The following is a 24,541-nucleotide window of genomic DNA, read 5'->3' as shown; positions in this document are numbered from 1 at the left end:
CGTTTATCGAGGCGCCGCAGCCAATGCTGCCAGCGACTTTCGACGTTCGGCTGGCGAATTGTGGCGCACCTGCGCGGCCTCGGCTCTTGCGCGCCGCATCGCAAGAGGTGAACTGGGGAAGCGATGGGCGAGGACAAATGTGAGCGCCCACATGCAGAAGACCGGTCCAATATAGAATGGCAACACCCGGACCACGGTCAGCAATGTGCCGTCGCGAAACGATACGACTGCTGAGGCTATCATCACCGCGAACACCAACGTGAATACAGGCGAAGCGGGCCGATTGGCCATCCGCCTGTGGAACCAGCTGAACAACAGGGCGAATATGGCGGCCTGTATCGCCACGCCTGGCCATCCCCAGGCCAGCCAGCCGATACCTGCGATAGAGTAAGTGAATCCGTAAGGCCGCCCGTAATCGGGCAGGTCATACATCGCGATCGGGGGTCCAAGCGGTTTCTCGTTCCACCAGATCCGGGGAATTGGTTCGGTGAAGATCTGCAGGTTGTGTAGGAAGTAGTCGTGGGTCCCGCTGCGCTGCGGCACCGCGTAGACCGCGAACTCGAAATATTCGAGATTGGCGAAGTCCATGTGCTCGAACGGCTTGGTCTCATCGGCGCGCACGGCTTCGTAGGCATCGTCTTCGATGAACATCTCGCGCACGGCCTTGCCGCGGTCAGCCACGATGGCGTTGAATGCAAACGCGGCAAGCACGATCAGCATTGCGCTGCGCCATTCAGGCCATTGCCGCCGCCTGTCGAGCAGGAAAAGGATGATGATCGCAGCGGTTGCAATGATGATCGGGCCGCGGCCTCCTGTGCCAGCGCGCATGATGAAGAACAGCGCGAAAGGGATGAACGAGTACCAGCGAAAGCGCGTCAGCCAGGCGAAGATCGAGACAAGTGGTACCAGCGCCAGTTGCGAACTGGTAAGCCAGCCATTGTTGGCCGTGTTATAATTCACACCGGTATAGCGATCGACGGTCATGGTGGATGCATCGGTTGCCACCTCGATCCATTCGGTCACGGCAGAATAGAGCGCGATCGGCGCTACCAGGGCGGCAACAACGAGAAACGGCACCCATAAGTGCTCGCGGTGAATGTCACCGATATTCTTCGGGTATGTAACCGGGCGCGAGGCGATCCATAGGCTAACCGCGGCAAACACCACCAGCGCAAGATTGGCAGCCACGAGTACGGTGATCTTGTCGGCCAGGGATGGTTCGAACTGGGTCGAAATGTAAAGCGCTTGGTAGTCGAATATCCGCGACAGGATCGGACGAATTGTGAATACGATGCCATGCATCGCCAGATACATGGTCAGCGGATGATAGAAGGACGCTGCGGGATGGCGCAGGTATAGCCAGCTAATGCCGCTGAAGAGCAGCACGCCAGTTACCAGAAGAATGTCGTAAACGACCATTGCCTCGCTCGATCCCTCGATACTGCGACGAACTATAATGTATTGGCTTGGCGGCGATAGGGCGGCGCGCGGAAATTCCCCGACGCAAGGCGCTTGGCGTGGCCATGTCGACTGCCTAGAACCCGCGTCGTGAGTGGGCGCAGATCTTCAAGCGGCAAGAATTTCGCTTTCCTGTGGGAGAGCATCGGGCCCAGCCATCATGACCGATTGAGGGCTGTCGCTAACGCCGGACACGGCGTCACGGCGGTTGAGCTGTTTGCGCGTTCAGCGGTGTATAAATGGGAGGAGGGACCTTCGCCGGCTGCATACAAAGTCATCTCGCTTGCGCCCGATCGCGCTTCGGTATCAACATTCGAACTTTCACGAAGGATTGCTGATTCCTGCCGGCGAAGCGACGCCGTATTCCTTTGCCATTACAACGAGCCTGCCGTTTTTCACGCAGCACGGAAGTTAAGTGCCACGGGTAAGGCTGTCTTCACAATGATTGACAGCAAAACGGATGATCGCGTTCGCAATCGGCTGCTGGATATTCCCAAACGCATCATGCTTTCGCCCTATCATGGTGCATTGGTGGCGGGTGAGCGTTCGGCGCGATACGTGCGTTCGCTCGGTGTCGCGGCGGAACATATCGCTTCGCACTACAACACCCTCGATATTGCATCGCTCCGTGTGTTGACCGCGGGAATGGCGGCGTCCAAGTTCTCTGCTCGGCCCTTCCTGATTGTAGCCCGCTTGATCCCGGAAAAGAATCTCAGCGTGGCGCTGGAAGCGTACTCGCGTTATCGCAAGTCGGGAGGGAAGCGCAGACTTTCGGTCATTGGAGAAGGCCCGGAAGGAGATCGTCTTCAGGCACAGGCTCGGCGATTGAGCATCTCGGATGCGATCGAGTGGTGCGGATCGCGCTCACGCGCCGAAGTTGCTGCTTCGATGCGGCAGGCCCTTGCCTTGCTGCTGCCAAGTATGAGCGAGACTTACGGCCTGGTGGTAATCGAAGCACTTGCTCAGGGGCTACCCGTGATCGTAAGCACGCGCGCAGGAGTGGTCGATTTGCCGGTCACAAATGGGAACGGAGCAGTCCTGATCGATCCGCAGAATGTGGCAGGAATCGAACAAGCGATGCGTGAGCTGGATTGCGGCGAAGCGGAATGGAAGGTCTGGTCGGATGCCGCATCTGCTGCGGCGGGCAAGGCAGATGCGCGTCATTTCGCCGCATCGGTCGTCCAACTGGCTGGCCTGGAGCAGCACTAGAACGACTGCTCCAGGCCCGCAGGTTCACACGGCTGCGCTCGTCCAGAAGCCGTGCTCTTCCCAGCGGTTGCCGTGATTGTTCCAACGGAATTCTATCCAGTCGAAATTGGCATCAAGCACGCGGGTTTGCCGAACTACGAAGCTCGGATCGCTGCCACGTACGAAGCGAAGGGCCCCGGCATCGCCGCGCTTGTAAATGCGGATCACCTGCCCTTCGCCATAGCCGAAACTCGCTCCTGAAGTGGGCGCGGTCGGGAGGTGCAGGTCATAGGTCGCCTCGTCATCTACGCCTGTTGCGCACAGCGCTGCTCGCGGAGTAAAAATTCCGCTAGCTGCTACGCTCCCATGCCAGAGTGAGGAGCTCGCGCCGAAGAGCTGGGTGGTGACGACTTGGTCATGAACGATGAGCGGGAAGCTGACCGGCGGATTGTCCGCTGTGCGCACCGGGTTGTCGACCGATTGTTCGCCAAACTCGACAGTGATCGAGCAATTCGATTCGAGATGTCCGTTCCATTGCGGTCCAGCCCAGTGACGGTCATTCGCTGCCGCCTCGGCGGTGCGATGGCATCGCAATGTCATGTGAGAATTCCGGACCGCTTGCTGGAATGTACCGACCGGTGATGTCGGTACGGGGGTATTGAGAGTAGCCGGACCATTGACCGCCAACGGCACAACCCATGATCCCTGGTCGAGCCAAGCGTCGATCTCCAGCCTGCAATCCTCGATCGCCCACAAGGTCGCGCAATCGAGCAGAATCTGGCTATCGATAGTGGTTAGCGAGCCTTGGACATAAGAACCGATCAGCGCCTGCCCCACGTTGCGCAGCTCGCATCCTTCCAGCCGGCAAATGGGACCTGCCGCGGACGTGTCGCGATTGGGCCAGCGATAGTGGAAGCCTGGTAACGGATTCCTCCCGCCGACCATCCAGATACGGTCGCAATCGCGGAACGTCACGTTGCGATAAGTCGCGTTGGCCTGGCTCAAGGCTTCGGCAGCCTGGTAGCAGTCACCGAATTCGCAATCGACTATCGTCGCCGGGGCATCTGCCTGAACGTTCCAGGCATTGCCATTGCCGGTGACCATCCGGCAGCGTTCGGCGCGAATGCTGCGGGGCGAGTAGCCGACGATATAAAACATCTCGCCCTTCCAGCCGATAAAGTCGGTGTCGGTCAGGGCGATATCGCCGACAAAGCTGTCTTGGATGCGAAAGCCCTTGTGCGAGAAATCCCAGCCATCGCCGGTGACCGGATCGACTGGGTAAGTGTAGTTTCCCGTCCGTTCGGCATTCCCGCGAAAGATCAGGCGTTCGAGCCCAAGATAGTCGATCGAAAGATTGGTTGGCGCGCTTGGGCCAAGATCGCCCTTCACGAAGATGCCGTTGCCGCGCCACGCAGCGCCGCCGACATCCTGCCAATTGTCTTCCATGTTGCGGCCAGTGGTCGAGCGGCAATCGAGTGTCGTGCGCTGTGCTGCACTTCCTCTCAGTGTGAGCGTCGAGCCAATGACAAGGTAATGCCCGTCACTCGCATTCGGATCGCCCGCTGCGCTCGAGCGCAAGGTGGCCCATAGCTCGTAATGCGGCTGGGCAAATTCGACCGTCTCGATCCCAACCGCAGCGGCGTAGTCGATTGCTGCCTGGATTGATGGCTGGTCGTTGATATCCGCCGAGCCTTTCGCGCCGCCTTGCTCGACTGCGATCGATCCGTCGGGTGCAAAGAGGCGGAAGCTTCGCCCTCCAGCATCAGTGAAGGCGAAGCGCGGATGGTCTAATACCAGTTGGGGATTGGCCAGACTGTCAGCGATGTAGCTGCCTGCACCCAGCCCGAACTGCTCGTAGCCGCTGGAATAGACAATGCGCACTGTTGCCGGGAACTTCTGCTGCGCCAGATCGGCGAAAAGGCCTGTACCGCCTGTGCCCGTTTGCGAGGCACGAGCGAGCGCCGCGAAAGCGAGCGCGCTCATTGCGACACCCGGTATGTCAGCGTGCCAGAATTGATCGCGATATCGAGATAGAGCTCGGCGCCAGGCTCGCTTTCTTCCCAGACGGGCTCGCAGGCATTGGCCGCGTAGTTGCCCCATTGGGCCCCTGCGAGGGTGACGTCATGCATGGTTGCACCGCCATCGCTCGAACGCCGCAGCTGCACGGTGCCGCTCCAGCTGCCGCTGAGTTCGAGCATCACTGAAATGCCAGGAACCGGGCTGAAGGGTCCGGCAAGAATGGAAACCAGTGTGGTTCCTTTGAGCGGCTCTGGCCGTGTCCGGTCTCCGGATGCAACCGGGAATGGAGAGGAGGCTTTTGCGAGGACGAAGTCGCCGTTCTCATCGGAATAACCTAGAGCGAAAGCGGGAGCGAAGCCGGCAGGTAATTGAATGGGTGTTTGGGGAGGCATGATTGGTTCCTGATCTGAAAGGAACCAAATTGGTTATAGATGCGGGGCAATGTAGGAAAACGGATTCTGCCGCAGCCTATCGCGCCGGAGCGAGCCGACCTCGCAGCATGGATAATGTTTTTCGGGGTGATGACAGGACAATGTTTTGGTCGATGAGGCCGGCGCGCTTCGCTTGGCGGAAGGACCAGATAAGCATCAGGGTCTCCACCATGAGGACTGCCATGGCTGTGCCGCTGGCGCCGAATGAGGTTGAAAGCGGCCATGCAAGAGCCAGTCCTGCAGTTGACGCGATCAGCAGTGGCAAAGCAAAACGCGCCTGCTGGTTGATGGCGGTAAGGAAACTCGCCAGCGCTCCCCAAAGGCCGCCAGCTATTAGTATCCCAGCCATGACAAGAGCCAGCGTCGCGCTCGCCTGAATGATGCCGTTACTCCACAATGCGACGATTTCGGATCCGAACAGCGCGAGTACGATGGCGCCCGGAATGACCAGCAGCAAAGCAATTCCGAGATTGAACGCAACCAGATCGGTCGATCTATCGGCGTCCATTCGTGCGCGTGCCATTGTGAGCTCGGGCATCACCGCTTGGTTGATCACGGCAACCGCCTGCACGCCCAGCCTTGCCAGAGTTCGCATGGCGGTAAAAGCGGGCACAGCGGCAGCCCCTGCGGCCATCCCGAGGACGACCACTGTGCCCTGCAATAGAATGACTTGCCCCACTGCGATGATGATGAGGGCTATTGCCGGGCCAGCAAGCGCTTCCAGATGGCGCAGACTTGCCGTAAAGATGGCCGGCAGGAATTGGGGCGCAAAATGCCGCGTCAACACAAGCATTGCGAAGAGGCCCGTTGCCTGTCCCAACGCATAGCCGAGTGCCGCTCCCGCTAAGCCGCCGCCGAACCACGCAAATCCTGCCGCCAGAATCACGTCGAGCAATGCTGTGGCCGCGATGCAATATGCCCCTTTGGCAAAGTGTCTGGATGCGCGCAGGGCTGAAAGAAGCGCACGGGACCAGAGCGCGAAAACTGCGTAGGCGGTCAATGCGAATACCGTCAGTGCCGTGAAGCCGCCGGTCGCTCCATCGGCAAATGCGAGCCAGCCCGGTACGCCCTGAACGAGTGCGAGCGTCACCAACAGAAGTACCGCTAGCCCGAGCATGAAGTTTGCTCCGGTGAGTTCGCGATAGATCGTAGCAGCAGATGCGTCATCGCCTTGTGCGGCAGAGGCGGTCATTGCGTTTGCAGCGGCACCGATAAATCCAAAATCGGCTAGCGAGACATAAGCCGGGATGGTGAAGAGTATCAACCAAACCCCGTAATCCTCCAATCCCCATAGATGCGCGAAGATCGGGATCGTGACGAGCGCAACCACCAATTGGACGAGCAGGGCCAGTGAAAGTGCGCTGATATTGCCGACCAGTCCGGAGCCAAGTTGCGAAAAGAGCCTGCGCAAGATCATGGGCACGCCATCACGTTAAACCTGCAACAAGGCGGTCGGTTGTCTGCATGATCGCTTTGCGCGCCCAATGCTCCCGGGCTCTTGCTTTGCCAGCCATTCCTAGCCGTCGAGCCGAATGAAGATCCCCCGCAAGGTCCGCGATAGCGGCCGCAAATGCCTTAGCATCCCCGGGCGCAACCACCTCTCCGCAACCGTCGATTTCATCGGCTATTCCGGTATCCGCGTTGGCTGTGGCTATGATCGGCCTTCCTGAAGCCAACATGTTGGCCAGTTTTGAGGGCAGGACGAGGTCGGCTGCCCCGGCGACTTGCGGCAAGAGATGGCAATCGGCCATCTTCATCAGCTGGGCGAAGCGTTCGGGTGGCTGCAGCGGGCGAAACTGGATGTTCGTTAGCCTGAGGCTCCGGTCTTTTAGCCGCTTAAGATTGGGGCCACTCCCGCAAATGACAAAAGCGATGCTGTGGGTTTCACTGAGTTCGCGTGCGGCATCGATCACCACTTCGAGACCTTGCTTATTGGCAATGTTGCCCGAATACAGCGCCACGAATTTGCCTCCAAGGTTCCATTCCTCGCGCAGCTTCGACCCGTCCGCTCGCCCGATGTCATCAAGATGATTGGCCCAGTTGCGCATCTCCGCAATACGCTCGATCGGGACTCCCTTTTGAGCGAGGCGAGCGCACATCTGCGGGCTGATTGTGGTTACGAGATCGGCATTTCCGAAAAGCGCTTTCTCTAGCCAATGACCGGCGCGGGCGATGATAGAACTTTCCGTGGCTAGACCGGTCGCGAGGGCTGCATCGACTTCGAAATCCTGGACATGGAGCCACAGTTTCGCGCCGGCGAGCCGGGCCGCTACCCACGCGACAGGAGCAGCAATCAGCGAGGGCATCACAGCGCAAATGATCTGCGGTTTCTTGAAGGCTGCTTCCAGCATCACGGGCAAGCTCGAAAGCGCGAAACTTGCATGGTGCAGCAGCCGCCTGAAGCGGGTTGGCTCGCTGGGAACGTAATGGGGGCAGCGGATCACCTCCACACTGTTCTCGCAGGTGCTTTCCCACCAGCTGCCACTACCTTCTTTGACCGCCCATTCCGGATAGTAAGGCCAGCCTGCAATGACTTTAACTCGATGGCCTTGTGCTGCCAGATGCTCTGCTAGCCCGGTGGTGTAGGGTCCGATTCCGATTGCTTCGGGGGCATAGTTCAGCCCGAGGATCAGGATAGATGGCTTGTCGCTCAACGAAACTTCTCGGAGAGCTTGTGCGCAAGATCGCGAATGAATTTCACAGGGCCACGATGGGGCCAGCCCATCGCCGTGCAGTAGTTCTCGAAGGTGAGACCCAGCGCATCGGCGCCGGTGCGCGGATCGGCAGCGGGATCAGCAGCAATTCGTTCAAACAAATTGGTAAACCCCGTGCGTTTCTCGGCCGGCAAGTGCCACAACGTCAGCCAGCGATCCGAAGGGGCAAGGTTGTTGTAGCGGAAGGTTGTCCACATCCGGCGGATGAAACGCTCCGCAGTGCCGATCGCGATACCTTCCAGCGCGTAAATGACCGAAAGTAAATGCGCTTCTTCGCGCGGCGAATCCGCCACATCGGCCTGGAGATGAGGCCAAAGCTTAGCGAAGCTTTCGACAATCCGGCCAGCCGTCAGACGGTCGACCGCGATGATCTCGCCGCCGCAATATTCGATCCGCTCCTGGGCCTTTGCTCCATGCCGCATGGTAAACCGCGCCATGCCCTCACGCGATAATCCGTTGATCGGCTCGCCCTCGCGGTGCTCATTATCGTCCAGCGGGTAGGTCAACGCGCCGTGTTCGGCGATGGCTTCGGCAAGCGTATCGACCGGCTCGAGCCAGATGCAATCACTATCGAGTAGGACAAGCTGTTCGTCATCTTCTTGATGAACAAAATGTCGCAGGATATCAAATACATAAAACTGGTTGCCCCAGCTTTCAACGGCACCTGAATCAAGGCGAAAGGTGATCGGAAGCTGGACAACTTCGATACCCCAGCGCTCGAACAGGAGGCCGATATCGAGCCCATCAATTTCGGGTGGCTCGCAATTGGTATAGAAGGCGTGCGGCGCGTGCGGATTGACCGCCAGGCTCGAAGTAAAAAATACCACTGCACAGCGCCAGTAGACCGCTTGCGCTTCGCTGCAATCCGAGCGTGCTCCGACCTGCGGGAAGAAAGTCGCATCTGCTTGATTGTCGGCGACAAACCAGGTGGCAATCCGTGTGGCCAATTCGCCTCAGCCTTCGCCCGTCAGTTTCGATTTCAGGCGCCGCGCTGCCCACGCTGGAAAATTCCGCGCCAAACGCTTGAAAGCAATCGACTTGTAGGAAGCCACCTCCTCGTATTTCTCCGGATGCACGGCATCCATCGGCGCCAATAGACCTCGGGTAGACGGCACGAGATCACCCCCAGATGCCCCGAGACCGGCGCGCTCGATTGCCAGAGGTGCGGCGCGATTGACGTAAACAAACGCGTTCTGGCGATACCAATAGTGAACCTCGCGGTCTTCCCAATGGACCGGCCTAACCAGATCGAAGGGTTCATAGCCATGCGGCTCGAAAAGCGCGCGCCAATAGCTTGGCCATTGCTCGTTGATATGACCATGGCCGCCCTGCATCGGGATTGCCGCTCCGAACAGTATTACATCCGCGGCTTTAACCAATGATGCGACCAGGTTTCCGGCACCTTCGGCGGCAACATGTTCCGCAACTTCGAGGCAAACTGCGAGATCGAAGCGGCGGCCAAGATCGAGCGGCTGGCCCAGATCGGCTTCGCGGTAATTGCCGGCGTCGATCAGCAATTTGCTTTGTTCATTCCACGGGCCGTCGATTGCCAAAATCTCGTCAATGCCGTGCTCGAGCGCGACCCGTGACCAATGCCCGTGGCCGCAACCCACCTCGACCATCGACGAAACATCGAAACGCTCCAGTAGAGGAAGCAGGATGCGCCGAGCGGATTCCCCGGTCTGGTCGCCATAGATGCGATGCCATTGTGACGGATACATGCGCGCCCGATCCCCTTCCGCAGGCCTTTTCCCAGCGCGGGGAAGGCTTGGCAAGTTAGAGTATTTTAAGGTCCTCCGCGGTATCCGTTCTTCGGGGCATTTACAGATATAAGAATATCTTTATATGTGAGGCAATGACGATCGAGGCAATCATCCGGGCACTGGCCGATCCGACCAGGCTGCGCGTCATGCGCCTGCTGGGCGCAATGGAGCTCGCCGTGGGCGAGTTAGCGCAGGTCCTCGGCCAAAGCCAGCCGCGTGTTTCGCGCCATGTCAGCATATTGTGCGACGCGGAACTGGCCGAGCGCCGCCGCGAAGGCAGCTGGGTGTTCCTGCGCTCGCTTGCTTCGGGAGCTTCGGCACAGCCGTTGGGCGAGGCTGTTGATCGCTTGCTGGCTATCGCCGAGCGGGAAGATGCTACTTTCGCCAAGGATTGTGCTGCAGATCGCCGCAAGCTCGCGGCCATCCGGGCCAACCGGCAGGAAGGCGCCGAGCAGTATTTCGCGCGTCATGCCGAAGAGTGGGACAATCTGCGCCAGCTGCACAGTCCGGACAGACTGGTCGAGAAGGAACTGGTCGCGGCGCTGGGTAATGTATCGCTGGGTCGCCTGCTCGATATCGGGACTGGCACAGGACGGATGGCAGAGCTGTTTGCCGCCGAAGCGGATCATGTCGTTGCGCTCGACAACAGCCTCGACATGCTGCGGGTGGCGCGTGCCAAACTGCAGCACCTTCCGGCCGACGCGGTCGAGATCGTGCAGGGCGACTTTTCGGAACTGCCGTTCAATGCCCGCTCCTTCGACACGATCCTTCTGCACCAGGTCCTCCATTTTGCACAAAACCCGGCGGGGGTGTTGGCCGAAGCGGCCCGGGTAACCGAACCCGGCGGGCGCATTGCCATCGTCGATTTCGCCGCGCACGACCGCGAGGAATTGCGGACCCGGCACGCGCATGCGCGGCTGGGCTTTGCCGATGATGTGATGCGCGACTTGCTGGTGGACGCGGGCTACGCGCCGACCGACCCGATCGCTCTCGATGGCGGCGAACTGGTAGTCAAGATCTGGCTCGGCGAACGCAAGGGTGCGGCAAAAGGCACATCCGCCAAGCGGAGAGCCAGCGCATGACCGCCGAGCTTGACCCAGCCCACGAAGAGCGAACCGCGCATGATGAACCGCTGTTTTCCGGCTTGCCGGGGGACATCAATGTCAGCTTCGAGTTCTTCCCCCCCAAGACCGACAAGATGGCCAACACCCTGCGCGAAAGTGTTGCGACGCTTGCTCCGCTTGCGCCGCGCTTCATGTCCGTTACATACGGCGCCGGCGGTTCGACCCGCGAGCGTACGCACGAACAAGTCGTTCGGATCAATAACGAAACCGGTATTCCTGCCGCCGCGCATCTGACCTGTGTCGACGCAACGCGCGAAGAAGTTGATGCGGTTGCGCGCCATTATTGGGAAAGCGGCATTCGTCACATCGTCGCCCTGCGCGGCGATCCGCCAGAAGGTGAACATAGCTTTTCGCCGCATCCCCAAGGCTATGCCAATGCGGCCGAATTGGTTGCCGGGTTGAAGGCCATCGCACCGTTCGAGATCTCGGTCGGCGCCTATCCCGAAGTGCATCCCGATGCGGCCAGCGAGGCAGATGATCTCGACAATTTGAAGCGCAAGCTTGATGCCGGGGCCAGCCGCGCGATCACCCAGTTCTTCTTTGATCCGGAATGTTTCTTCCGTTTCCGTGACAAGGCTGCCAACACCGGGATTGATGCCGAAATCATTCCGGGCATCATGCCGGTGATGAGCTTTGCTGCCGTCCAGCGGATGAGCGGCCTGTGCGGCACCGCGATACCCGATTGGATGGAAGGCCTTTTTGCCGGTCTGGACGAACGCCCTGCAGCACGCCAGCTGGTATCGGCTACTGTCGCTGCCGAGCTGTGCCGCCGCCTGTATGCGGGCGATGTACGCGATTTCCACTTCTACACTTTGAACCGGGCCGAACTGAGCTATGCGATTTGCCATATGCTCGGTGTGCGCCCGCGGGGAGGCCAATAATGAGCGCGCTTGAGAAACTCCAGGCTGCTGCGAGCGAGGCGATCCTCGTCAAGGATGGCCCCTATGGCACTGCAATCCAGAATGCGAAGCTCGCTGCTGAGGAATACGCCGGTGATACCGGGCTGGCGCAGGACCAGAAGGGCAATAACGATCTCGTCAACCTGACGCAGCCGCAGGTGATCCGTGCGATCTGCGACAAGTATATAGATGCCGGTGCGACTTTGCTGGCGACCAATACCTTCAACGCAAACCGCATCAGCCAGGCCGATTACGGGGCGGAAAGTCTGGTGGCGGACATCAATATTGCCGCCGCGAGGATCATTCGCGAAGCATGCGATGAGGCCACGGCAAAGGACAGCAGGCCGCGCTTCGTGTGCGGCGCAATGGGGCCGACCAATAAGACGCTATCGCTTTCGCCGGACGTCGAGGACCCCGGTTTTCGCGAAGTGACCTTCGACGAAGTCAAGGACGTTTACCGCGAACAGGCCGCCGCACTGCTCGAAGGCGGGGCGGATTTTATCCTCATTGAAACGATCTTCGATACGCTCAATTGCAAAGCCGCGATCATGGGGGTGAAGGAGCTCGAGCGCGAGCTTGGCCGCGATGTGCCGCTGATGATTTCGCTCACGTTGACCGACCTGTCCGGTCGCAACCTTTCGGGCCACACGGTCGAGGCATTCTGGTACACGGTGCGCCATGCGAAGCCCGCGACGATCGGGCTTAACTGCAGCTTCGGCGCCGACCAGCTGCGGCCGCATGTGCAGCTGCTTTCCGGTATCGCCGACACATTGCTGATGGCTTATCCCAATGCCGGCCTGCCCAACGAGCTGGGCGAATATGACGAATTGCCCGAGACGACTGCCGGTCTTATCCGCGAATGGGCGGAGAACGGCCGGGTCAATATTGTGGGCGGGTGCTGCGGCTCTACGCCCGAACATATCGCTGCGATGGCAGTAGCGGTCGAGGGTGTGAAACCGCGTTCAATTCCTGCTGCCGATACCGTGATGCGGCTGGCTGGCCTCGAACCTTTTTCGATTGCAGCCTGATGACCGAAAAATTGTCTGATCGCCCTTCTGGTTCGCAATTCGTCAATATAGGCGAGCGCACCAATGTGACCGGTTCGGCCCGGTTCAAGAAACTCATCATGGCAGGCGACTATGCCACCGCGGTCGAAGTCGCGCGCCAGCAGGTCGAAAACGGCGCGCAGGTGATTGACGTCAACATGGACGAAGGCCTGCTGGACGCGGTCGAGGCGATGCAGACCTTCATCAAGCTGATCTCTGCCGAACCCGATATCGCGCGGGTGCCGGTGATGATCGATAGCTCCAAGTGGGAAGTCATCGAAGCGGGCGTTAAATGCGTATCGGGCAAGCCGATCGTCAATTCGATCTCGATGAAGGAAGGCGAAGAGGCGTTTCTCGAGCAGGCGCGCAAGTGCATGGACTATGGTGCGGCCGTCGTCGTGATGGCGTTCGATACTGCCGGGCAGGCCGATACCAAAGAGCGCAAGGTCGAAATCTGTTCGCGCGCTTACGAGCTGCTGACGGGCATCGGCTTCCCGCCCGAAGACATCATTTTCGACCCGAACATCTTTGCCGTGGCGACGGGCATGGAAGAGCACGATCGCTACGGGCTCGACTTCATCGAAGCGGTGGCAGAGATCAAGGCGGCTTGCCATCACGCCAAGACATCGGGCGGCTTGTCCAATCTCTCTTTCAGCTTCCGCGGCAACGAGACGGTGCGCCGCGCGATGCATTCGGTGTTCCTCTATCATGCGATCCCCGCCGGTCTCGACATGGCGATCGTCAACGCCGGCCAGCTCGACATCTACGACAATATCGAACCCGAGTTGCGCGATGCCTGCGAGGACGTGATCCTGTGCCGCAGGCCGGATGCGACCGAGCGGCTGATCGCGCTGGCCGAAAGCTACAAGGGTGTCTCGGCCAAGGACGAGAAGGAAGCCGAGGAATGGCGCGGATGGCCGGTCCAGCGGCGACTGGAGCACGCGCTGGTCAAGGGGATCGACGCGCATGTTGTCGCCGATACCGAAGAAGCGCGCGCCGCGCTGGCTGCAAGCGGCGGGCGACCGATCGAAGTGATTGAAGGCCCGCTAATGGACGGCATGAATGTCGTCGGTGACCTGTTCGGCAGCGGCAAGATGTTCCTGCCCCAAGTGGTCAAATCAGCGCGCGTGATGAAGAAGGCCGTGGCCCACCTCATCCCCTTTATCGAAGCGGAAAAGGATCTGCTCCCCGAAGAGGAGCGCAAGGCCAAGGGCAAGATCGTGATGGCGACGGTCAAAGGCGATGTGCATGATATCGGCAAGAACATCGTCGGCGTCGTGCTGCAATGTAATGGCTATGACGTGATCGACCTCGGCGTGATGGTGCCGTGGCAGGACATCCTCAAATCGGCCAATGACAACCAGGCCGACATGATCGGGCTTTCGGGCCTCATTACCCCCTCGCTCGACGAGATGGTGACCGTGGCCGAGGAAATGACCCGAGCTGAAATGAACTTGCCTCTGCTGATCGGCGGGGCGACCACCAGCAAAGTCCACACCGCGCTGCGGATCGATCCGGCCTATGATGGCCCGGTGATTCATGTGCTCGATGCGAGCCGCGCGGTGGGCGTCGCCTCAAAGCTCCTCTCCGATACGCTGTGCGATGACTTCGTCGAAGAAGTTTCGGGCGAATATGTGAAGGTCCGCGAAGCGCGCGCCGGCAAGACCCCGAGCGTGCTGCTCAGCCTGGAAGAGGCGCGGGCTAACTATTACGATGCTTTCCTCTCCGACAAGCCGGCTCCGCCTCTCCAGCCGGGGGTGCATGTGTTCGATGACTGGGATCTGGCCGATCTGCGCAGCTACATCGACTGGACGCCATTCTTCCGCGCGTGGGAATTGCACGGCAATTATCCGGCGATCCTGAGCGACGAATTGGTTGGCGAAACTGCCACGCAGCTGTTTGCCGATGCCAATGCCATGCTCGACCGGATTATCGGCGAGAAATGGCTCACCGCAAAAGGCGTCGCGGGTTTCTGGCCCTGCGCGCGCGACGGCGATGACGTGACGATTCACCGGGAATTTATCAGGGAAGGGGGGCGCAAAGAGCATGTCACGCTTTCCTTCCTGCGCCAGCAGGTCAAGAAAAGCCGCGATCGCGCCAATATGTGCCTCGCCGATTTCATCGATCCGGCGGGTGACTGGATCGGCGGCTTCGCGGTCGGCATTCACGGGATCGAAGAGCATTCGAAGCGCTTCCTTGAAGACAAGGATGATTACTCGGACATCCTCCTGAAGGCGCTGTCGGACCGATTCGCCGAGGCTTTTGCCGAGCGGCTTCATTTGCATACGCGCACCGATTTGTGGGGCTATGCACCGGGTGAGCAGCTGACCAATGAGGCGCTGATCAAGGAAGAGTATCGCGGCATCCGCCCCGCTCCGGGCTATCCGGCATGCCCCGATCACTCGCTCAAGCCGATCCTGTTCAACCTGCTTGATGCGGAAGCCAACACCGGCATCACGCTCACTGAAAATTTCGCCATGTATCCGACTTCGGCAGTCAGCGGGTTCTACTTCGGACACCCCGAAAGCCAGTATTTCGGCGTCGCGCGGATCGGACGCGACCAGCTTGAGGACTATGCCGAGCGGCGCGGGGTCGATATTTCCACGGCTGAACGTTGGCTCAGACCCAATCTGGATTGACCGCTGCGCTGGAATCGCGCAGGGCTTGAGCCGTCGCCGCGGAAGCGATTCTGCGGACGTATCAGCGGGAGAGTTCAACAGGTTGAAAGACCTCGCGACGCCGAAGGAGCAACCGCCCCGGAAACTCTCAGGCAACCGGACCGCGCTACGATCGACACTCTGGAAAGCGCGTTTGCCGCAAGGCTGCGCCACCGAAGGGGAAGGCTCGCCATGGCGAGCTAAGCTCTCAGGTTTCCCGACAGAGGGGGCAGCGCATCGCAATCAGCGGTGCGTGGTCCTGTCAGGGGAATGGATTTGAGCGACGAGAACACCGAAAACGCCGCCGAGGAATTGGGCATGCTGCCGCTTGATGCCTGGCACCGTGCGCAAGGCGCCCGCATGGTGCCGTTTGCGGGCTATGAGATGCCGATCCAGTATGAGGGCATCAAGGCAGAACACGATTGGACCCGCGAAAGCGCCGGCCTGTTTGATGTCAGCCATATGGGCCAGCTGACCGTGAGCGGTCCGGATGGAGACATGGCCAGTGCAGGCGGAGCGTTGGAAGCGCTGCTGCCGGGCGCAATCTCCTCGCTGACAGAGGGGCGGATGCGCTATTCGCTGCTACTCAATGAAGATGGCGGCATTCTCGACGATCTGATGGTGACCAATGCCGGGCCGCATTTCGGCCTGGTTGTGAATGGTGCGTGCAAGTGGGACGATATCGCCCATCTGCGCGAGCACCTTCCCGATGCGATCACGCTCACCCATTATGACGAGCAGGCATTGCTGGCGCTGCAGGGCCCCAAGGCGGGCGAAGTGCTGGCCGAGCTCGTTCCGCAATCCGCTGAACTCACTTTCATGACCGCCGCCTATGCCGATTGGGAGGGCGTGCCGCTGTGGATCAGCCGCGCGGGCTACACCGGAGAAGATGGCTTCGAGATTTCGGTTCCGGCAGAATTCGCTTCAAAGCTGGCCAACGCGTTGATCGCTGACGAGCGGGTTAAACCGGTAGGGCTGGGCGCGCGCGATTCGCTCAGGCTCGAAGCCGGCTTGCCGCTCTATGGCCATGATATGACCGAGGATATCGATCCGGTCAGCGCTGATCTCACCTTCGCGCTGACGAAGAAGCGCCGCGAGGCGGGCGGCTGGATGGGCCACGAAAAGGTAGCCCAAGTGCTTGCCGATGGTCCTGCACAGAAACGCGTCGGGCTGGCGCTCGAAGGCCGCTTGCCCGCTCGCGAAGGCGCGGAAATCTATTCCGACGATAGACGGGTTGGAACCGTCACCAGCGGCGGCTTTTCGCCGACACTCGGTCATCCCATTGCCATGGGCTATGTCGACATGGCGCAAACCGAAGAAGAAACGCAGCTCGAAATTGAGGTGCGCGGCAAGCGCCTGCCCGCCCGCGTCACATCCATGCCTTTTGTCCCCCACCGCTATTATCGAGGAAACTGACCCAATGCCCCGTTATTTCACCGATGAACATGAATGGATCGAAGTCGACGGCGACAACGCCACTGTCGGCATTACCGATTATGCGCAGGAACAGCTCGGCGATATCGTCTTTGTCGAATTGCCCGATGTCGGCGCGATGCTCGACAAGGGCGGCGACGCGGCGGTGGTCGAAAGCGTCAAGGCGGCGAGCGACATTTACGCACCCGTTTCAGGCGAAGTGATCGAGGCCAATGCCGCGCTCGAAGACGATCCGGAGCTGGTCAACAATTCGCCGGAAGAGGAAGGCTGGTTCTTCAAGCTGGCGATCTCGGACAAGGCCGAGCTTGAAGGCCTGATGGATGCCAAGGCCTACAAGGCTTTCTGCGACGAGCTTTAGAGTGCCCGCGCCGGCGGGGATCTCAGGCCGCCCGCGCTTCGCCAGATTGCCTGAGGCTTCCGCCTTCGCGGAGGATCATGATTGGGATTGAAAATGCGCTACCTGCCCCTGACACCGTCCGACCGTACCGAAATGCTTTCGGCTATCGGCGCGAGTGATATCGACGCGCTGTTCACCGATGTGCCGTCCGAACACCTGCTCGATGGCCCGATCGAAGGCCTTGCGCCGCACGCCAGCGAAATGGCGGTCGAGCAGCATATGAAGCGGCTTGCGGCGAAGAATAAGGCAGCGGGGGATGTGCCGTTTTTCCTCGGTGCGGGGGCCTATCGCCATCATATCCCGGCGAGTGTCGACCACCTGATCCAGCGCGGCGAATTCCTCACCGCCTATACGCCTTACCAGCCCGAGATCGCGCAGGGCACACTGCAGATGCTGTTCGAGTTCCAGACGCAGGTCGCACGGCTTTATGGCTGCGCGGTCGCGAACGCGTCGATGTACGATGGCTCGACGGCCTGCTGGGAAGCGATTGCAATGGCGACGCGCGTGAAGCGCCGGGGTGGCGTGGTGATCGGGCCGGTCCATCCGCATTACGTCTCGACCGCCGAGACCATGGCGCGTTTTACCGGAGACCGTATCCACAAGATCATGCCCGATCTCGATGCCGACCCGAACGAAGACGCGATCATCGCCGCGATCGATGATCAGACTGCCTGCGTGGTGGTGCAATATCCCGATATCCTTGGCCGCGTGCCCGATTTGGCCAAGATCGCGGAAGCAGCGCACGAGAAGGGAGCGCTGTTGATCGCGGTCAATACCGAACCAGTCGCGCTTGGCCTGCTCGAAAGCCCCGGCGCGCTGGGGGCGGATATCGTCGTGGGCGAAGGCCAGTCGATCGGCCTGGGGCTGAACTTCGGCGGACCGTATCTCGGCCTATTTGCGGTGCGCGATACCAAGTTGGTGCGCCAAATGCCCGGGCGGTTGTGCGGCGAGACGGTCGATGCCGAAGGCAAGCGCGGCTTCGTCCTCACGTTGTCCACGCGCGAGCAGCACATCCGGCGCGAGAAAGCGACAAGCAATATCTGCACCAATAGCGGGCTGTGCGCGCTGGCCTTCTCGATCCACATGACGCTGCTGGGCGGCGAAGGGCTGGGCAAGCTCGCGCGGATCAATCATGCGCGCGCTCGGCAGGCAGCCGACAAACTCTCCGCGATCGATGGGGTCGAGCTGGTCAACGGGCAGGGCTTCTTCAACGAGTTCACTCTGCGGCTGATCGGAAAGGATGCGCGCGAAGTGGCGCTGGCGCTTTCCCGGTGCGATATCCTCGGCGGCGTTTCGCTCGGGCGGCTGTATCCGGGCGTGGCTGAGCTGGAGGAAGGCCTGATCGTTGCGGTCACTGAAACCTGCAGCGCGGAGGATATCGAAGCCTTTGCCGCGGCGCTGGCGGAGGAATTGTCATGAACGCTCCTAACGCTTCCGGCTGGAAGCCCGAAATGGGGGATGCGGGCGAAGGCAGCTCCCGCCCCGCCACAGCAAGCGGCAACCGCGCGCTCCAGCTCGAAGAACCGCTAATTTTCGAGCTCGCCAATTCGGCCAATTGCGGGGTCGATTTCGGCGAAGATGCGGACGCGGAAGTAGCGCCCGAACTGGCGAAGTTTGCCCGCAGCGAACCGCTCGATTTGCCCGGCCTGACCGAGCCCGAAACGGTTCGGCATTACACCCGCCTCAGCCGCCAGAACTACGCCATCGATCTCGGCCCGTTCCCGCTCGGCTCCTGCACGATGAAGCACAATCCGCGCCTCAACGAGAAGGTCGCGCGGATGCCCGGCTTTGCCGATATCCACCCGCTCCAGCCGATGGACACGGTGCAGGGCGCTTTCGAAGTCATCGAGCAGCTGTCCGACTGGCTGTGCAAGCTCACCGGCATGCATGCAGTCGCGATGACGCCCAAGGCGGGCGCGCATGGTGAGCTGTGCGGTATCCTCGCGATCCGCGCGGCGCTGGAAGCGCGCGGCGATGCGCGCGAGGTGATCCTGTGCCCGGAAAGCGCGCATGGTACCAATCCTGCCACCGCAGCCTTCGCGGGATACCGGGTTGAGGATATCCCAGCGACGAAGGAAGGCCGCGTCGATCTCGACGCACTCCAGAACCGCCTGGGGCCGGACGTCGCCGGCGTGATGATCACCAATCCCAACACCTGCGGGTTGTTCGAGCGCGATATGAAAGCGATCTCCGACGCGGTCCATGCCGCGGGCGGGCTGGTCTATTGCGACGGGGCTAATTTTAACGCGATCGTCGGCAAGGTGCGCCCGGGCGATCTCGGCGTCGATGCAATGCACATCAATCTGCACAAGACCTTCTCCACCCCGCATGGCGGGGGCGGGCCGGGTTCGGGACCGGTGGTGCTTTCCGAAGCGCTCGCGCCTTTCGCCCCGATCCCTTTCGTGCGACGCGACGAGCAAGGCAGGATGCGGCTGGTCGAAGAACGCGCAGCGAAAGACCTGCTGCCGCAGAGCTTTGGGCGGATGGCGGCATTCCAGGGCCAGATGGGCATGTTCACCCGCGCGCTGACCTATATCCTCAGCCACGGAGCGGACGGATTGCGCCAGGTCGCCGAAGACAGCGTGCTCAATGCCAACTACATGCTGCGCAGCCTCGAGGATGTGCTCGATGCGCCTTTCGCCGAAAGCGGTCCGTGCATGCACGAGGCGCTCTTCAGCGACGACAATCTGGCCGAAGGGTTCACCACGCTCGATATCGCCAAGGGGCTGATCGACGAGGGCTATCACCCGATGACGGTCTATTTCCCGCTGGTGGTGCACGGCGCAATGCTGGTCGAGCCAACCGAGACCGAGAGCAAGCAGGGGCTCGACCAGCTCATCGCAAGCTTGCGCGCAGTGGCCGAACGCGCGCGGGCGGGCGACGAGTCGCTCAAGTCGGCGCCGCATTTCGCCCCGCGCCGCCGGCTGGACGAGACTTTGGCGGCACGAAAGCCACGGCTGGTCTGGGAAGAGGCCGAAACCGCCGAAGATTAACCGTTTATCGGTGCCGCACCCTTGATTCCCACCAGTTAAAAGGCTTTCCTGTCCTGAAATTAGCGAATGGTCTGCACCCATCGCGTGTTTCGAGCACCAGTTCGCCTTCCCTCACCGCGCTTCGGATGGTCTCGCCTCGAACCGAAACCGTTCGTCCGCCTCGGCCTCTCCCTGCAGCACCAAATTGGCGGGCTTCGCACTCGCGAAAACAGCACTGCTTTTGAAGATCATAAACACATCGCGCTGCGCCGGATCTACCGCAAGACCGTGCGATATCTCGCCCGCATCGCCAGAGCCGACCACGGTGAGATGCTCGTCGAAATACGCGCCGGGATCATCGAGCTGATGCTGTACTTACGGCGAACCCGAAGCGGCGAGCATGGCGCTGGCCGATGCTATCGCGGCCAATCCCTCTGCTGCCGCTCGTCTCCGCAGCGAGGCAAGAGCGCTTGGCGTGCCCTAGCTGTCGGGCTTTGGCGGCTTGTTTGCAGGCTCCGTTGCCGCAACCGTAATTCGAATTTGCTGCATCGAGAGGATCGCGACCCAGAAGCCAACCACCGCAAGTGCACTCGATCCCAGCACTGTGAAGGCCGCGCCTTTTAGGCCGTTCCAGTCCATCGCCACGTTGAGCAGCGCGAGCGCAAGGAGTGTGGGGACGGCGCGAACAACAAAGGCCGTTCCCGCGCGTCCGGCCGATACGAGCAGCGATTCCAGGCTGGCGCCAACAAGCTCGATCGCGCCGGCAATCGCCAGGATAACCATCGCCCAATAGACCACCCCGAAATCCTCTCCTGCGATGGTCTCAAGCGCCCAGCGTCCGCCGAAAAGTGCCACAAGCACAGCCAAAACTCCGCCGATCAGCGCGATATTGGCCATCCGGCGAGCGATCATATGCGCGTCCTCCTGCGCGTGGACCAGCTCTGGGTAAATCGCCTTGGAGACCGTCTGCGCCAGCTGCACGAGTGCCTGCCCCAGTTGCGAAGCGACGCGGAAGCCGCCGGCAAATGCTTCGCCGCCGATCGCGCCGACCAGCAGGATCATCACCTGCTTGGCTCCGACATTGAGACTGCCGGTCATGTTGGTCGACCACACAAAGCGCCACGCGCCGGGATGATCGCGCGGTATGCGGCGCAGGCTGATCTGCGAGAGGTCGATCTTCTCGTTCCAGGCGGCGACGATCCACAAGGCCACGGCCACGGCCACCTCGGCGGCGGCCCAGGCGAGAACGAAACCAAGCACCGTGGGCATGAACAGCGCGGCGAGCACCGCCCCCGAGGCACGGACGACCGGCTGGATTGCTTCGGCGGCAGTCGCCCGGCCATACTGGAAGCGCAGTCGCAGGAGCCCTGTCGGTGTGGCCCGGATCGAGAGCAGTGAGACGATGCAGAAACCGAACGCGACCCACAACAGGTCGTCAGGCAGAGGCAGCCAGAATTGCGCGGTCCATACAAGCACGGCGGCAAGGACCGCACCAAGCGCAACCGACATGATGTCGAGCGCGATGGCGAAACCGGTGGCTTCTCCCGGACCGTCCGATCCCGCGCCCCATTTGACCACGAACTGCCAAGTCTGGAAATTGGCAAGCCCGGTGACTGTCTGGCCGAGCGCGATGATCAGCGCGAAATAGCCGAAGCCATCGAGGCCGAGCGTGCGCGTCGCCAGTGCCAGGTAGACCAGGCTGAGCGCGGCATTGACACCGCGCCCTCCTAGGAGCCAGCCGATATTGCGAAACAGGCGCCGCATGATCCGAAAACAGGCCGGGCTAGCCGGCCTGCACCTCGCGCTTGGCCAGTAGCTTGTCGGCCACGGCATAGGTGCGCTCGTTATCGACATCGATCGCGAACTCGCCGTTCGAAAGTACGATCGTGCGCAGCGGAAAACCGAACCGCCGCGAGACCTGCTGGAATAGCTTTTCGCGGTCTCCGGTACCCAAGAAATAGCGCAGCAGGTTGAGTACGCCGAAGGCCTTGGCGATGCGGCTGGGGTATTTCACGAATTGCCCGCCCTGGCGAAAGATCTCGGCCGATGTGAGCGCTTCTTCGGAACCGAGCCAGTAGGTGTTGCAATTGGAGAAGCCTCCATCGCGAAACTGGTAGCGCCGGCGCTGCCCTTGCGGGTGCGCTGCCTGCACATCCTCGATCCGCGCAAGTGCGGCCGCTCCCCCGGCCTCCGCGGCAAGCGCGCCATCGATGAATTCCTCGTAACCAGAGGTCGTCACCAGCACATTGTCGGCGGTAGTGATGAGGATCGGGAACTGCGCCCCCTGTGCGCCCGCGATCACGCTGTCGACGAGATTGAATGCGCCGGGAATGATCTTGAGGCGGCCTTCTGCGATCAGCCTGGCGATCAGCGGGATGGCTGCAATCTCGCCCTCCTCATGCGCGACAATGCGGATTTCGCCCACCCGCTCGCTCGCCGATACCGCCGCTACGACATGTTCGATCAGCGGCTTGCCGCGGATGGGGACGACGCATTTCTGCGCCACACCGGCCTTCTGGGCCAGCGGGTCGAGTACGCCTGAGCGCTTCCCGGCCATGATCATCGCGGTAACCGTCACGCGCATCCCCCTAGCCGGATCGCGGTTTTTGGCAAGGCTTGCGAGGAGTGCGCGTATCGGGCAGCGCTGGGGGAATGCGGATCATTTTTAGCAGGAAGGGCTTCGATAGCGCGGCGGGCGGTGGGCCATCGCCGATCGTGGGCGGGAAGCCGATTTCGCTGCCTATTCCGGCGGGCACCACGTCGCAGACCAGTTATGGCTCGCTCGGGCTGGGCAAGCTTGCCGCGAAAGCGAGCAATGGCAGGCTCGGCGGTGATGACCTGTGTCATCACGATCCGATGTTCTCAGGCGACGGTACCTGCCTGTTCGGACAATGCGGTGCGGCGCAGACTCATCTCGCCAATCAAGGCGTGAGGGAGGGCGACATTTTCCTTTTCTTCGGGCTGTTCGCAGAAGAGGACACAGGCGAAGCGCATCACCGGATTTTCGGCTTTCTGGAAATCGAAGACATGGTGCGGCTGGAGGATGGCGCTCCGGAAGATCTGGTCAAGCGCGGGCACCCGCATGCGCTGGCGATGCACCACTCGAACGATGTCGTCTATTGCGGCCGGGGAGAAACGGCCAAAAGAGCTTCACGAGCGCTGCGGCTGACCGTGCCCGAAGGCCCGCCGAGCCTGTGGCACCGGCCAGTGTGGCTCAAGCGCGGAGGGCTGAGCTATCACGACCGGGAGGATCGCTGGATCAGAGGCGGCAGATTGAGAAGCGTCGCGCGCGGGCAGGAATTCGTTGCCGATGTGGGGCGGCGGCAGGCCCCGCGCGAGTGGCTGGATAAGATGATCGCGGAGATCAAAGCGACTTGATGATCCCCGAAAAGTCCATTCCGCCATTCTCTTCGGCGAATTTCTCGTAGAGTTCCTTTGCATGCGCGCCGAGCGGGGTCGAGGCATCGGCCGTCTCCGCCGCTTCCATCGCCAACCGCAGGTCCTTCAGCATGAGCGCCGTGGCAAATCCGCCCTGGTAGCCATTGTCCGCGGGGCTTTCGACGCCCACACCGGGCATCGGCGTATAGGCATTGAGCGACCAGCAATAGCCGGATGACTGCGAGGAAATTTCGTAAAACTTTTGCGGATCGAGACCGAGCTTTTCGGCCATCTTCATCGCTTCGGCAGTGCCGATCATGCTGATCGCGAGCAGCATGTTGTTGCAGATCTTGGCGGTCTGGCCTGCGCCGGCATCGCCTGCGTGGATCACCGCCTTGCCCATCGCCTGCAGGATCGGCTCGGCGCGCTTGAACGCGCTGTCCGTGCCCCCTACCATGAAGGTGAGCGTGCCGCCATTGGCCGCCGCGATCCCGCCCGAAACGGGCGCATCGACCATTTCATAGCCCGCATCCGCCGCAAGCTGCGCCACGTCCTTTGCGGTGGCTACGTCGATGGTGGAGCAGTCGAGCAGCACCGCACCTTCGGGCGCCTGGCCGATAATGTCGGAGGTGTAGACATCGCGCACGATCGCGCCATTGGGCAGCATCGAGACCACCGCGTCGCAATCTTCTGCCGCATCGCGCGCCGAAGCGAAGGTCTCGCAGCCATTGCCCCTGGCGGTTTCGATGGCCTCCTGGCTCAAGTCGAACGCGCGGACTTCATGCCCCGCCTTGACGAGGTTTGCGGCCATCCCGCCGCCCATATTGCCAAGGCCGACAAATGCGATTTTCATTTTCTGCTCCTCTCAAAGGCATCCTTGGCCCGCGTGCCGCCGACAGAGCCAAAGAACGACATCAATGCCGCGATGATTACTCCTAGTGCGACAAAGACATAGTCTGCCGTGCTCATCGTCATGCCACTGAACGCAAACATGCTCGCGACGATTGAGATCAAGAACGCTCCTGTGACCCCTGGCTTGACGTTCTGCCAAAACCAGCCAC

22 protein-coding genes and 2 riboswitches are annotated in these 24,541 nt (G+C 61.0%); of the genes, 10 read left to right on the top strand and 12 right to left on the bottom strand.

Going from position 1 to position 24,541, the window contains the following annotated elements; genetic code table 11:
* Window positions 1-3: 3 nt before the first annotated feature.
* The gene (locus ACEWMW_RS02215; RefSeq protein WP_409412259.1) at window positions 4-1,419 is read right to left on the bottom strand and encodes a hypothetical protein; all 1,416 of its coding nucleotides are present in this window, start codon (window positions 1,417-1,419) and stop codon (window positions 4-6) included.
* A gap of 480 nt (window positions 1,420-1,899) precedes the next feature.
* Between ACEWMW_RS02215 and ACEWMW_RS02210 the strand changes: the two genes are divergently transcribed.
* Window positions 1,900-2,667, top strand: coding sequence for a glycosyltransferase (locus ACEWMW_RS02210; protein ID WP_409412258.1), 768 nt, complete (start codon window positions 1,900-1,902; stop codon window positions 2,665-2,667).
* Window positions 2,668-2,691: 24 nt separating this feature from the next.
* Here ACEWMW_RS02210 and ACEWMW_RS02205 read toward each other — a convergent pair whose 3' ends face one another.
* The 6 genes from ACEWMW_RS02205 to ACEWMW_RS02180 form a co-directional block, all read right to left on the bottom strand.
* Window positions 2,692-4,629, bottom strand: a complete 1,938-nt coding sequence (locus ACEWMW_RS02205; protein ID WP_409412257.1) for a hypothetical protein — start codon at window positions 4,627-4,629, stop codon at window positions 2,692-2,694.
* The gene (locus ACEWMW_RS02200; protein WP_409412256.1) at window positions 4,626-5,057 is read right to left on the bottom strand and encodes a hypothetical protein; all 432 of its coding nucleotides are present in this window, start codon (window positions 5,055-5,057) and stop codon (window positions 4,626-4,628) included. The genes ACEWMW_RS02205 and ACEWMW_RS02200 overlap by 4 nt, the downstream gene beginning before the upstream one ends.
* A gap of 76 nt (window positions 5,058-5,133) precedes the next feature.
* On the bottom strand, window positions 5,134-6,513 hold the full coding sequence (locus tag ACEWMW_RS02195; RefSeq protein WP_409412255.1) for an MATE family efflux transporter: 1,380 nt from the start codon (window positions 6,511-6,513) through the stop codon (window positions 5,134-5,136).
* A gap of 10 nt (window positions 6,514-6,523) precedes the next feature.
* On the bottom strand, window positions 6,524-7,750 hold the full coding sequence (locus ACEWMW_RS02190; protein ID WP_409412254.1) for a WcaI family glycosyltransferase: 1,227 nt from the start codon (window positions 7,748-7,750) through the stop codon (window positions 6,524-6,526).
* A complete protein-coding gene (locus tag ACEWMW_RS02185; protein WP_409412253.1) occupies window positions 7,747-8,757 on the bottom strand; it encodes a hypothetical protein in 1,011 nt (336 codons plus the stop codon). Before ACEWMW_RS02185 ends, ACEWMW_RS02190 begins: the two co-directional genes overlap by 4 nt.
* Window positions 8,758-8,763: 6 nt before the next feature.
* Complete coding sequence (locus ACEWMW_RS02180) at window positions 8,764-9,531, bottom strand: methyltransferase domain-containing protein (protein WP_409412252.1); 768 nt, start codon at window positions 9,529-9,531, stop codon at window positions 8,764-8,766.
* Between the two features lie 134 nt (window positions 9,532-9,665).
* On the opposite strand from ACEWMW_RS02180, the gene ACEWMW_RS02175 reads away from it, so the two are divergent.
* The 8 genes from ACEWMW_RS02175 (at window position 9,666) to gcvPB (ending at window position 20,123) form a co-directional block, all read left to right on the top strand.
* On the top strand, window positions 9,666-10,655 hold the full coding sequence (locus tag ACEWMW_RS02175; RefSeq protein ID WP_409412251.1) for an ArsR/SmtB family transcription factor: 990 nt from the start codon (window positions 9,666-9,668) through the stop codon (window positions 10,653-10,655).
* Window positions 10,652-11,578: a methylenetetrahydrofolate reductase [NAD(P)H] gene (gene metF, locus ACEWMW_RS02170; protein ID WP_409412250.1), complete on the top strand. Its 927-nt coding sequence runs from the start codon at window positions 10,652-10,654 to the stop codon at window positions 11,576-11,578. Before ACEWMW_RS02175 ends, metF begins: the two co-directional genes overlap by 4 nt.
* Window positions 11,578-12,624, top strand: a complete 1,047-nt coding sequence (locus tag ACEWMW_RS02165; protein ID WP_409412249.1) for a homocysteine S-methyltransferase family protein — start codon at window positions 11,578-11,580, stop codon at window positions 12,622-12,624. Before metF ends, ACEWMW_RS02165 begins: the two co-directional genes overlap by 1 nt.
* Window positions 12,624-15,281: a methionine synthase gene (gene metH / locus ACEWMW_RS02160; RefSeq protein ID WP_409412248.1), complete on the top strand. Its 2,658-nt coding sequence runs from the start codon at window positions 12,624-12,626 to the stop codon at window positions 15,279-15,281. Before ACEWMW_RS02165 ends, metH begins: the two co-directional genes overlap by 1 nt.
* A 54-nt stretch (window positions 15,282-15,335) precedes the next feature.
* Window positions 15,336-15,434: riboswitch (glycine riboswitch) on the top strand.
* Window positions 15,435-15,533: riboswitch (glycine riboswitch) on the top strand.
* Window positions 15,534-15,575: 42 nt separating this feature from the next.
* Window positions 15,576-16,715 (top strand): glycine cleavage system aminomethyltransferase GcvT, encoded by a 1,140-nt coding sequence (gene gcvT, locus ACEWMW_RS02155; RefSeq protein ID WP_409412247.1) that lies wholly within the window; start codon window positions 15,576-15,578, stop codon window positions 16,713-16,715.
* A 4-nt stretch (window positions 16,716-16,719) separates the two neighbouring features.
* Entirely contained in the window at window positions 16,720-17,091 is a 372-nt protein-coding gene (gene gcvH / locus ACEWMW_RS02150) for a glycine cleavage system protein GcvH (protein WP_409412246.1), read from the top strand.
* A 93-nt stretch (window positions 17,092-17,184) separates the two neighbouring features.
* Window positions 17,185-18,549 (top strand): aminomethyl-transferring glycine dehydrogenase subunit GcvPA, encoded by a 1,365-nt coding sequence (gene gcvPA, locus ACEWMW_RS02145; RefSeq protein ID WP_409412245.1) that lies wholly within the window; start codon window positions 17,185-17,187, stop codon window positions 18,547-18,549.
* A complete protein-coding gene (gene gcvPB / locus ACEWMW_RS02140) occupies window positions 18,546-20,123 on the top strand; it encodes an aminomethyl-transferring glycine dehydrogenase subunit GcvPB (protein ID WP_409412244.1) in 1,578 nt (525 codons plus the stop codon). The genes gcvPA and gcvPB overlap by 4 nt, the downstream gene beginning before the upstream one ends.
* A gap of 111 nt (window positions 20,124-20,234) precedes the next feature.
* Here gcvPB and ACEWMW_RS02135 read toward each other — a convergent pair whose 3' ends face one another.
* The 3 genes from ACEWMW_RS02135 to ACEWMW_RS02125 form a co-directional block, all read right to left on the bottom strand.
* Window positions 20,235-20,426, bottom strand: a complete 192-nt coding sequence (locus ACEWMW_RS02135) for a hypothetical protein (RefSeq protein ID WP_409412243.1) — start codon at window positions 20,424-20,426, stop codon at window positions 20,235-20,237.
* A 156-nt stretch (window positions 20,427-20,582) separates the two neighbouring features.
* Window positions 20,583-21,866, bottom strand: coding sequence for a lipopolysaccharide biosynthesis protein (locus ACEWMW_RS02130; protein WP_409412242.1), 1,284 nt, complete (start codon window positions 21,864-21,866; stop codon window positions 20,583-20,585).
* A gap of 19 nt (window positions 21,867-21,885) precedes the next feature.
* Window positions 21,886-22,686: an NTP transferase domain-containing protein gene (locus ACEWMW_RS02125; protein ID WP_409412241.1), complete on the bottom strand. Its 801-nt coding sequence runs from the start codon at window positions 22,684-22,686 to the stop codon at window positions 21,886-21,888.
* Window positions 22,687-22,754: 68 nt separating this feature from the next.
* Between ACEWMW_RS02125 and ACEWMW_RS02120 the strand changes: the two genes are divergently transcribed.
* Entirely contained in the window at window positions 22,755-23,480 is a 726-nt protein-coding gene (locus tag ACEWMW_RS02120; protein WP_409412240.1) for an Nmad3 family putative nucleotide modification protein, read from the top strand.
* On the opposite strand, the gene mmsB is transcribed toward ACEWMW_RS02120, so the two are convergent.
* Window positions 23,467-24,333 (bottom strand): 3-hydroxyisobutyrate dehydrogenase, encoded by an 867-nt coding sequence (gene mmsB, locus ACEWMW_RS02115; protein ID WP_409412239.1) that lies wholly within the window; start codon window positions 24,331-24,333, stop codon window positions 23,467-23,469. The two genes, ACEWMW_RS02120 and mmsB, sit on opposite strands and share 14 nt — an antisense overlap.
* Window positions 24,330-24,494, bottom strand: coding sequence for a hypothetical protein (locus ACEWMW_RS02110; protein ID WP_409412238.1), 165 nt, complete (start codon window positions 24,492-24,494; stop codon window positions 24,330-24,332). Before ACEWMW_RS02110 ends, mmsB begins: the two co-directional genes overlap by 4 nt.
* Window positions 24,495-24,541 lie beyond the last annotated feature (47 nt).

Source organism: Litorerythrobacter xanthomarinus (assembly GCF_046254955.1).
GTDB lineage: Bacteria > Pseudomonadota > Alphaproteobacteria > Sphingomonadales > Sphingomonadaceae > Qipengyuania_C.
Note: the sequence above shows the minus strand (reverse complement) of the source record. Positions and strands in the feature narration are given on the sequence as shown.

Coding starts and splice junctions, on each gene's coding strand:
- ACEWMW_RS02215 (WP_409412259.1), bottom strand. CDS start 1,419: ATGGTCGTTTACGACATTCTTCTGGTAACTGGCGTGCTGCTCTTCAGC.
- ACEWMW_RS02210 (WP_409412258.1), top strand. CDS start 1,900: ATGATTGACAGCAAAACGGATGATCGCGTTCGCAATCGGCTGCTGGAT.
- ACEWMW_RS02205 (WP_409412257.1), bottom strand. CDS start 4,629: ATGAGCGCGCTCGCTTTCGCGGCGCTCGCTCGTGCCTCGCAAACGGGC.
- ACEWMW_RS02200 (WP_409412256.1), bottom strand. CDS start 5,057: ATGCCTCCCCAAACACCCATTCAATTACCTGCCGGCTTCGCTCCCGCT.
- ACEWMW_RS02195 (WP_409412255.1), bottom strand. CDS start 6,513: ATGATCTTGCGCAGGCTCTTTTCGCAACTTGGCTCCGGACTGGTCGGC.
- ACEWMW_RS02180 (WP_409412252.1), bottom strand. CDS start 9,531: ATGTATCCGTCACAATGGCATCGCATCTATGGCGACCAGACCGGGGAA.
- ACEWMW_RS02175 (WP_409412251.1), top strand. CDS start 9,666: ATGACGATCGAGGCAATCATCCGGGCACTGGCCGATCCGACCAGGCTG.
- metF (WP_409412250.1), top strand. CDS start 10,652: ATGACCGCCGAGCTTGACCCAGCCCACGAAGAGCGAACCGCGCATGAT.
- ACEWMW_RS02165 (WP_409412249.1), top strand. CDS start 11,578: ATGAGCGCGCTTGAGAAACTCCAGGCTGCTGCGAGCGAGGCGATCCTC.
- metH (WP_409412248.1), top strand. CDS start 12,624: ATGACCGAAAAATTGTCTGATCGCCCTTCTGGTTCGCAATTCGTCAAT.
- gcvH (WP_409412246.1), top strand. CDS start 16,720: ATGCCCCGTTATTTCACCGATGAACATGAATGGATCGAAGTCGACGGC.
- gcvPA (WP_409412245.1), top strand. CDS start 17,185: ATGCGCTACCTGCCCCTGACACCGTCCGACCGTACCGAAATGCTTTCG.
- gcvPB (WP_409412244.1), top strand. CDS start 18,546: ATGAACGCTCCTAACGCTTCCGGCTGGAAGCCCGAAATGGGGGATGCG.
- ACEWMW_RS02130 (WP_409412242.1), bottom strand. CDS start 21,866: ATGCGGCGCCTGTTTCGCAATATCGGCTGGCTCCTAGGAGGGCGCGGT.
- ACEWMW_RS02125 (WP_409412241.1), bottom strand. CDS start 22,686: ATGCGCGTGACGGTTACCGCGATGATCATGGCCGGGAAGCGCTCAGGC.
- ACEWMW_RS02120 (WP_409412240.1), top strand. CDS start 22,755: ATGCGGATCATTTTTAGCAGGAAGGGCTTCGATAGCGCGGCGGGCGGT.
- mmsB (WP_409412239.1), bottom strand. CDS start 24,333: ATGAAAATCGCATTTGTCGGCCTTGGCAATATGGGCGGCGGGATGGCC.